The 5686-nt window shown below is 64.7% G+C and carries 3 protein-coding genes and 1 pseudogene; 1 reads left to right on the top strand and 3 read right to left on the bottom strand.

All coding sequences use genetic code 11. From position 1 onward, the window contains the following. Positions 1-99 precede the first annotated feature (99 nt). From J1777_RS14060 to J1777_RS14070, 3 genes and pseudogenes are all read right to left on the bottom strand, one after another. A pseudogene (locus J1777_RS14060) lies at positions 100-726 on the bottom strand (aminotransferase class V-fold PLP-dependent enzyme); the annotation flags it as partial. Positions 727-868: 142 nt separating this feature from the next. After that, a complete protein-coding gene (locus tag J1777_RS14065; protein ID WP_054258061.1) occupies positions 869-2845 on the bottom strand; it encodes an alkyl/aryl-sulfatase in 1977 nt (658 codons plus the stop codon). A 40-nt stretch (positions 2846-2885) separates the two neighbouring features. Beyond that, the gene (locus J1777_RS14070) at positions 2886-4490 is read right to left on the bottom strand and encodes a GMC family oxidoreductase (RefSeq protein WP_175537985.1); all 1605 of its coding nucleotides are present in this window, start codon (positions 4488-4490) and stop codon (positions 2886-2888) included. Positions 4491-4602: 112 nt separating this feature from the next. On the opposite strand from J1777_RS14070, the gene J1777_RS14075 reads away from it, so the two are divergent. Continuing rightward, the gene (locus J1777_RS14075) at positions 4603-5514 is read left to right on the top strand and encodes a LysR family transcriptional regulator (protein ID WP_054258062.1); all 912 of its coding nucleotides are present in this window, start codon (positions 4603-4605) and stop codon (positions 5512-5514) included. Positions 5515-5686 lie beyond the last annotated feature (172 nt).

A 5686-nucleotide genomic window follows, 5' to 3' on the forward strand; every position in this document is an offset into this window, starting at 1 on the left:
TTGGCTGCGGACTTACTTGCGCGCAGGCGGCACATCCGTGCAGCTGCCATGCGCCACTTCCGCCGCCATGCCGATGCTCTCGCCCAGCGTCGGATGCGGGTGGATGGTCTTGCCGATGTCGACAGCGCCGTGCTGGTGCGCCTGCGCGGTGGTGGCGGCCATGTCGTACATGTAGCCGGTTTGGTAGTTCACATGCGTGAGCATGAGCACGGCCACGTCTTCCTTCAGGGCGTGGGCCAATTCTTCGGGCGCGTCGATCAGGCGCAGTTCGTAGGCCGGGGCACCGTGGGCGTGGAGCTGGTCAATGAGGCCCTGGGCAATGTAGAGGTCGGTGGGGAAGTTGCGCCGCTCCGAGACGATGACACGCTTGTGCGGTGCGGCTGCCTGTTGCTTGCGCAGGGCTGCGGCCAGCACCTTGAACAGGTTGACCGAGGTTGTGTCGGTCACCACCACTTCACCGTCTTTGGCGCCCACCAGTTTGCCGAGCTGGTTGCCCAGGCGCTGCGGCAATTCGAACCAACCGGCCGTGTTCCAGCTACGGATCAGGCCCACGCCCCACTCCTGCTGAATCACCTGCTGGGCCCGCGCCAGCGCGGCCTTGGGCTGGGCGCCGAGCGAGTTGCCGTCGAGGTAGATCACGCCGTCGGGCAGGTTGAATTCCTGGCGCAAGGGGGCCAGGGCATCGCGGGCGTCCTGGGCTTGGGCAGAGGCAAGGGTGATGGGCATGGGGGTCTCCGGTGTGAGGTTGCGATGCCCGAACTTTACGCAATAGTCTGCGAAATGTGCTGCCTATTTGGTCTAACAGTCCCCTGTGTTTTCGCAGACTATTTGAAGCACAAGCGCAAATCCAGCGAAATTGCGCGTCCGACTATTTTGTGACGATGGGGAAGGTACCCGGCGCCTTGTCGATCAGGCCGAAAAAGCGCACCAGGTCGATCTTGCTTCCCGTCACCTTCAGGTCGTCCGACATCAGCGTGTCCTTGACGCCCGCCGTGCCGGCGATCATCTTGACGAAGATGTCCTTGGTCAGCGCCAGTGTGGCGTTGGCGTCAGGGGCCGGTTCGGCGCGCTTGAAGTGCAGTACTGCGTTCTCGATCCACAGCACATAGCTTTCCTTCAGGTCGGTCAGCACCAGGTTGACCTTGAGGTCCTTGCCCTCAGCGTCGGGGCCGTTCAGGCCGGCGGCCATGGCTTCCAGGAAGCGCTCCATGGGGGTCTGCAGCAGCATCTCGATCATCATGGCCTTGGACACGCCCTTGGTGGGAGGGCCATTGCGCAGCTCCTGCGCGGCTGTGAGGTAGGAGTTGCGCCAGGTGGCGGCTTCGGCCTGGTAGCCCATCTGCTCGTAGGTGCGGGCCAGCAGCTCCTTGGCGGACTTGGCGGATGGGTCGCCGAACACGGCGTGGTTCAGCAGTTCCGCCGCCCAACGGTAGTCGCCGACATCAAAAGCAGCCTGTGCGGCAGCCACGGCCTTGTCGGCTCCGCCGAGCAATTCGAGGTAGCGTTTCGCCGACTCCTGGGGAGGCAGGGGGTTCAGGTTGGCCGGATTGCCGTCGTAGGCGCCCATGTAGAACTGGTACACCGCCTTGACGTTGTGGCGCAGGTCGCCGTAGTAGCCGCGCACACCGAAGAATTCGCTCAACGACTTGGGCAGCTTCACGGCGTCGGCGATTTCCCGGGGCGTGTAGCCCGCATTGATGAGGCGCACGGTCTGGTCGTGGGTGTACTTGTAGACGTCACGGTGCATGGTCACCAGCTTGCGGATGTTGGCGTTGCCCCACACCGGCCAGTTGTGCGAGCCGATGTAGATCTCGGCGCCCTGGGTCTGTACCAGTGCCTGGTCCATGTAGTTGGACCAGCGCAGCGCATCGCGCACCTTGGCACCGCGCACCGGCAGCAGGTTGTGCATCTGCTGGCTCAGATTCTCGGCACCGTCGTAGAGCTTGAGCGCGGGAATGCTGAAAGTCATTTCGGCCGGGCACTCGGCCCCCGGGACGTTGTAGAACACGAAGTCCACGCCGTCGAGCTGGAGCTTCTGTTCCGGCTGTTCAATCAGGTGGTTGGGGGCCATGATGCCGATGCTGCCGTAGGCCACGTCCTTGCCCAGGCCGGTGTCCACGTTGCCCTTGGCCGTGCGTGGCAGGTCGCGGCCAAACTGGTAGATGGAGCGCCGCGCCATGCCGGTACCCACCATCACGTTCTCGCTGGTCGCTTCTTCCAGGAAACCTTCGGACGCCACCACCGGCAGTTTGCGTGCGGCCACTTCCTGCGGGGTGACGATCCCGAGCACGCCACCAAAGTGGTCGGCATGCGCATGGGTGATGATGACGGCTGACACCGGCTTGTCGCCCAGGTGCTGGCGGGCAAAGGCCAAGGCAGCGGCCGAGGTCTCGCGCGCGGTCAGGGGGTCCACCACAATCCAGCCGGTCTTGCCCTCGATCAGCGTCATGTTGGCAATGTCAAAACCGCGCAGCTGGTAGACACCGTCTGTCACCTTGAAGAGGCCGATCTGGGCATTGAGCTGGGCATGGCGCCACAAACTGGGGTTCACCGTGTCGGGCGCCTTGCCGTCGAGGAAGGCATAGACCTCGAAGTCCTTGAGCACCGTGCCGTCGGCGGCCTTGATCTGGCCCGTGGGCTTGGCAATGAAGCCGCGCTTGGCGTCTTCAAAGTCCTGCGCATCGTCGAGTTTGAGTTCCTGCGCAAACTGGGCGTTGGCCTTGAGCGTTTCCGGGCTGGCGTCACCGGCGGCGCCACCAATTCCCGTCGTCTTGCTGCAGCCGACCACCAGTGTCAGCAAGGTGGCCAGCAGGGCCATGCGCGGTGCGAAGTGCGGTGTCTTCATGGGGTGTCTCCTCGTTGCTTCTGTCGTGTTCGTGGATGGTTCAGTGGCCGGTGCGGATCAGCTCAGCACATTTTTCACCGACCATGATGCTGGGGGCATTGGTGTTGCCCCCTACCAGGGTGGGCATGATGGAAGCGTCGGCCACGCGCAGACCGGCAATGCCCTTGACGCGCAGCTGTGCATCGACCACGGCCAGCGGGTCGCTGTCGGGGCCCATCTTGCAGGTACCCACCGGGTGGTACTGGGTGTCGGCCCGGTTGCGGATGTCCTGCGCCATGGCGGCGGTATCGCCCGACTTCACGGGGTACAGCATCTTGCCGCGCACGCTGTCGAAGGCGGCACTTTCCAGGATGCGCTGCTGCATCTGCCCGCCTTGTACCAGCAAAGCGAGGTCACGCTCATCACTCAGGAACTGCGGGTCAATGACCGGCGCCACGCGCGGGTTGCTGCTTCGGATGCCCACCGTGCCACGGCTGTAGGGGCGCAGCACATCCACGTGGCAGGAAATACCGTGGCCCAGGTGGGCCTTGCGAGCGTGGTCGTCCACCAACGCCACCACAAACACCAGCTGCAGGTCCGGCACCGCCACTTCGGGCGCCGAGCGGAAGAAGGCACCGGCCGTGGCAATGGTGCTGGTGACCATGCCGCTGCGCTGGCGCCGCCACTCGAACATGGCACGCGCGATCTGGCCGATGCCGCGCGGTGAAGCCCCGAAAGACGCCGTATGGCTGGGCACGGTCCAGCTCTGCACGTAGTCGATGTGGTCCTGCAGGTTCTGGCCCACGCCGGGCAGTGCATGCACCGGCGTGACGCCGGCCTGTTGCAGCGCGGCCGGCGCTCCGATGCCGGACAGCTGCAGCAGCTGCGGTGAGCCAAAGGCCCCGGCGCTGACGATGACCTCGCGCCGTGCCCGCACGCGCTGTAGCTCGTTGCCCAGGTAGAACTGCACCCCGGTGGCCCGGCGCTGGTCCAGGTCCACCTTGGCACTGACGGCGTGGGTGATGACCTTCAGGTTGGACCGGCTCAGGTTAGGCGTCAGATAGCCCTTGGCCGCGCTGCAGCGTTCGCCGTTCTTGTGCGTCACCTGGTACAGAAAACTGCCCTCCTGCTGAGCGCCGTTGTAGTCGGGGTTGGGGGCGATGCCATGGTGCGCGCAGGCGTCCAGAAACATCCGGCTCAGAGGGCTTTCGAAGCGCGGGTAGGTCACGTTGAGCGGACCGCCCTGGCCGTGGAAGGCATCGGCGAACTGCTCGTTGTGCTCGGCGCGTTTGAACAGCGGCAGCACCTCGTCATAGCCCCAGCCCGGGTTGCCCAGCGCCGCCCAGTGGTCGTAGTCCCAGCGGTGGCCGCGCACGTAGAGCATGGCATTGATGGAGCTGGAGCCTCCCAGTGTTTTGCCGCGTGGCTGGTAGCCCTTGCGGCCGTTGAGTCCGGGCTGCGGCACGGTTTCAAAGGCGTAATTGTTGATGGTGGTCGGCACCATGGCCACGACACCGGCCGGGGCATGGATCAGCACGCTTTTGTCTGGGCCCCCGGCTTCCAGCAGGCACACCGTGGTGGCCGGGTTTTCGCTCAGGCGTGCGGCCAGCACGCAGCCGGCCGAGCCCGCGCCCACGATCACGTAGTCAAACTCCATGGCATCCATTCTTGTGTCTCCTCGTTGCGGGGGATTTTTGAAGGCAGCAAGAAATTCGTCCAATGCATATTGAGTGCAAAATCAATGCATTCAGTACATAACAAGAGCCTTGGAGACTGGCATGGACCTCAAACGCCTCAAGCACCTGGTCGCACTGGCCGACACGCGCAACTTCGGCCGCGCCGCCATCCAGTGCCATCTGACCCAGTCCGCCTTCAGCCGCAGCATCCAGGCGGCCGAAGAGGAGTACGGCCTGCAACTCTTCGATCGCGGCCCGTTGGAAGTCACCTGCACCGACGCGGGCGCATTTGTGGTCGAGCGCGCGCGCAAGCTGCTGTTCGAGAACCGCTGCCTGGAGCGCGATGTCAGCCTGTACCGCGAACGCCAAATCGGAGACCTGGCCTTCGGCGTCGGTCCCTTTCCAGCGGCCACCCTGGTGCCTTCGCTCTTGACCGAAATCCGTACCCGCTACCCCAAAGTCTGCGTGCGCGTGGAGGTGAACAACGCCGACTTCCTGGCCGCCCACCTGCGTGCCGAGGAACTGGACTTCTACCTGGCCGATGTACGCAACGTGGTCGCGGCCCCGGACCTGAGCATCACCCGCGTGGCCCAGCTGTCGGCTGGCTTCTACGTGCGCGCGGGCCACCCGCTGCTGGCTTTGGTGCAGGTCACCCCGGCGGACTTGCTGCCTTATGGCATTGCCAGCGTGCGCGTGCCGGAGGCGGTGCAAGTAGGCCTGGGCGCCCTGGCCGGCCTGGAAAACGGCAAGCGCCTGCCGCTGGCGGTGGAGTGTGACGACCTGAACCTCTTGCGCTCCCTGGCGCTGACCACGGACACAGTCATCGGCAACACCGATGCCGGCTCACTCGCCGACGTGCAGGCCGGGCGTCTGGTGCGCCTGGACATTGCCGGCATGCCCGCCGTCTACGCCGACATGGCCATCGTGTCGCTGCACGGCCGCAGCTACTCGCTGATGGCGCAGTTTGCCGTGGAGCAGCTCCTGCAGCAGGCCCGTGCACTGGACTGCCCATAATGCAGCCCATCCTTACCACCCCGGAGGCCCCGTGCTGAGCCTGGAACGGATAGGCGTTTTAACCGCATGAGGCCAAGTATCGCACCGCGGAAGCGCCATCAAGCCGGCTGAGACACTCGATTTTCCCGCCCAGGTGTCAGGTTCACCACCAGGGTTTGGCGTTCAGGAGAGT

The sequence above is a fragment of the Comamonas denitrificans genome (genome assembly GCF_017368815.1).
In the GTDB taxonomy this organism is placed as follows: Bacteria; Pseudomonadota; Gammaproteobacteria; order Burkholderiales; family Burkholderiaceae_C; genus Comamonas; species Comamonas denitrificans.

Bases quoted from the DNA above. Each gene is read 5' to 3' on its own strand.
- J1777_RS14075 (WP_054258062.1), top strand. From the start codon at position 4,603: ATGGACCTCAAACGCCTCAAGCACCTGGTCGCACTGGCCGACACGCGC.
- J1777_RS14065 (WP_054258061.1), bottom strand. From the start codon at position 2,845: ATGAAGACACCGCACTTCGCACCGCGCATGGCCCTGCTGGCCACCTTG.
- J1777_RS14070 (WP_175537985.1), bottom strand. From the start codon at position 4,490: ATGGATGCCATGGAGTTTGACTACGTGATCGTGGGCGCGGGCTCGGCC.